General features: G+C 47.5%; 1 protein-coding gene. It reads left to right on the top strand.

Features of this window, described 5'->3' with window-relative positions; all coding sequences use genetic code 11:
- A partial coding sequence (locus tag Q0294_RS19165) for a hypothetical protein (RefSeq protein WP_299468664.1) occupies positions 1-3219 on the top strand: 3219 nt, incomplete at both ends.

Raw genomic sequence — 3219 nt, 5'->3', positions numbered from 1 at the left:
GTCTCTATCCGATTCAGGCCTGGTACATATCAAGCCACTTCAACATTTAACGAATCTGAATCTGTATGATACGAACGTGAGTGATGCAGGATTATTACATCTCAAAAATCTCAAGAAGTTGAAAACACTGAATCTACTCAGAACGAATGTTACCAATCAGGGAATCCAGGAACTCCAAGCCGCGCTGCCTGACTGCAAAATTCAATTCACGAACAGGCCATCCGCGAAATCCCAGCAAGCCATCGCTGCTTTGAGAGCCTTGCGGGCTAATGTCATGACTGACAGACAGCCACTGTCTCAGTTGCTCACAGCGGAAAAAGTGATCTCAGTCAGTCTGTTTGGAAAACAGGTGACTGACGCGCAGTTACAACATTTAAAGGAATTTCCCACTCTCAAATCTCTCAGTATTCAATCTTCGGGAATTACTAACGAAGGGCTCGTCCATCTGGCCGGTCTGAAGGAACTGGAAAAACTGTGGTTATCGGGAGCGCAAATTACCGACGAGGGGCTGCCTGCTCTCAAAGGGTTTACCAAATTGTACGATCTGGATTTGAGTCGAACCAGCATCACCGATGCCGGACTCGCCTCGCTGAAACAATTCCCCGCTCTGAAAAGGTTGCAGCTCGGCAGCCTGCCGATCACCGATGCAGGGCTTGTCCATTTAAAAGGGCTTACCAATCTGGAAACGTTGCGGATCGATAGTACTCAGATTACAGGGGCCGGCCTTCAAGAATTGAAAGCGTTACCCAAACTGAATTCATTGGATTTAACGCTGACGCCAATCGATGATTCCGGTTTGAAGCATCTCGCCGGCTTATCCCATTTGACAACTCTGGAACTCACATCTACGAAAATAACTGGTGCTGGTTTAGCTTACCTGACGCCATTCAAAGAACTCACTTCGTTGGGGCTTGGTTTTAATCAGATCGATGATGCCAGTCTGGCGGGGCTGTCGCAGTTCACGAAACTACGCTCCTTGAATCTCAGAAAAACCGCGGTGACCGATGCCTGCCTGGTTCATCTGCAGAAGCTGACTGACTTGAAGAGCCTGAACCTGCAGGAAACGAAAATCACCAGTACGGGCCTGGAGCAGTTAAGCGGCCTTGGTCAGATTTCGGTGTTGAATCTGCAGGACACACAAGTTGATGACAGCGGGCTTAAAGCGTTAAAATCATTGCACCTGTTGCAGAGACTCAATTTGTATGGCACACAGGTCACGGATGCCGGCCTGGAGCATTCAAAAGAGAGAACGGTCAAGCTGACAGAGCTGAATCTGCACGGCACCAGGGTTACGAAATCAGGCGTAACATCATTTCGCGCACTCCATCCCAGAAGCATGATTCTGGCTTCGCCCCCTGATTCCGCAGATATGCAGGCAATCATTAAGCGGCTTAAAGATTCAGGAGTCCACTTCTTTCGTTTGAATCGGGAATTGAATGCGGAAGCTTTTGTCGTCAGATTTGATGAGTACTTCAGTCAGAAGCATGAGAAAGAACAGATTCATACGCTGTTAAAACTCCTGCCCGAGATCAAGCACCTGGAAGAGTTAGAGATTAAGAGCAAGGAGTTGAGTGATGCCGGTCTCGAACCACTACAGTATTTATCTGATTTGAAGAGACTCCGATTATTTGGTGCTCGGATCACGGACCACGGTCTGAAACAATTATCGGGCCTCACCAAATTGGAACAATTAACCATTGACGACTGTAACATTACCAACGCGGGGCTGGCGCACTTAAAAAAACTGAGCAGACTGCAATCGCTCAGACTGCCCCGCAATAAAATCACGGAACACGGCTTGAAGCATCTATCCGGTTTCACCAGCCTTCAGGCTCTGGATCTCAGTTACAACAAAATCTACAGTGACGGGTTAGTGCATCTCAATTCTTTGTCGAAGTTAACGAGCATCAATCTTGATCACACCAAAGTCGCAGATCAGGGCTTTATCGAATTAGCGAAGCTGCCGAAACTGAATTCGCTCAGCCTCGTAGCAACATTCACGACGGATGGGGGCACGCCGCACTTAAAATCCATCAACAGCCTGCAGAAATTGAATCTGAAGGAAACCCATATCACGGATCGAGGCCTGAAAGATCTGGAAAACCTGCGGCGTGTCAGCAATTTGAATCTGAACGGCACCAAGGTGACATTACAGGGAGTGAAATCGTTTCAAGCGGATCATCCCCGTTGCCAGATTGAATACAGGATCCTGCTTTCAATGGAATCGCAGCAAATTGCAGAGATCCTTAAGACATGCGGCGCCTCTGTCAGTATCATAAAACAAGGCAATTTTGAATTCATCCATTCTGTCCATTTCTCGCAAACAAACCAGGCGTTTCAGAAGTATGAACACATTGATCACCGTCTGATTCATCTCAAGGAATTAAAACATCTGGAACGACTCACGATTAATAATCAGAACGTCACTGATGCCGGTTTGAGGCATCTGCAGCATCTAACCAGCCTGAAATACTTAACGATCACTGGCCCCAAAATAACCGATGCCGGGATTCAACATTTGAGCGGTCTGACGAATCTCCAGCATCTGGATCTATTCGAGACACAAATTACCGATCAAGGTTTCGGCTATCTAAATCGATTCCCGTTCCTGGAAAATTTGTCGATTTCCTCTACAAAAAATACTACGTCGGGAATCGCACAGCTGACAGGTCTCCCCAAATTGAAAGCGCTTCATCTGAACAGGACGGACCTGGATGATGCAGGATTAGCGGCAATACATTCATTTTCCAATTTGCGCAGCCTGTTTTTAACAGAGACGCGCATTACCGATGCCGGGCTGGAACACTTGAAAAACTTCAAATTTCTTTCTCACCTTTATCTGCAGAATACGGGGGTCACCGACGCGGGGCTCGCTCATCTGAAAACAATCATGACTCTGACCAGGCTCAATTTGAACGAAACCAAAGTCACGCCCGACGGCGCGAAAAGATTCCAGACAGATGTCCCGAAATGCAAAGTGGAATATACGATCCCGCTCGGAAAAGAAGATCAGGCCGTGATGGAATCGCTCAGAAAACAGGGGGCGAATGTGGCCATCACGAAACAGGGTTTTCAGGCGGTTTTGGGCGGCGTCACATTTTACGACTGGAGAAGACAGAACACTGTAGAGCACATCGATGCCCTGTTGGCACTCCTCAAAGATGTAACCACTTTGGAACAGGTTTATGTTTTAGAAACTCAGGTCACGGATATTGGGCT

This window comes from uncultured Gimesia sp. (assembly GCF_937919775.1).
Taxonomy (GTDB): domain Bacteria; phylum Planctomycetota; class Planctomycetia; order Planctomycetales; family Planctomycetaceae; genus Gimesia.
The sequence above is the reverse complement of the archived record's forward strand: the minus strand, read 5'-3'. Positions and strand labels throughout refer to the sequence as shown.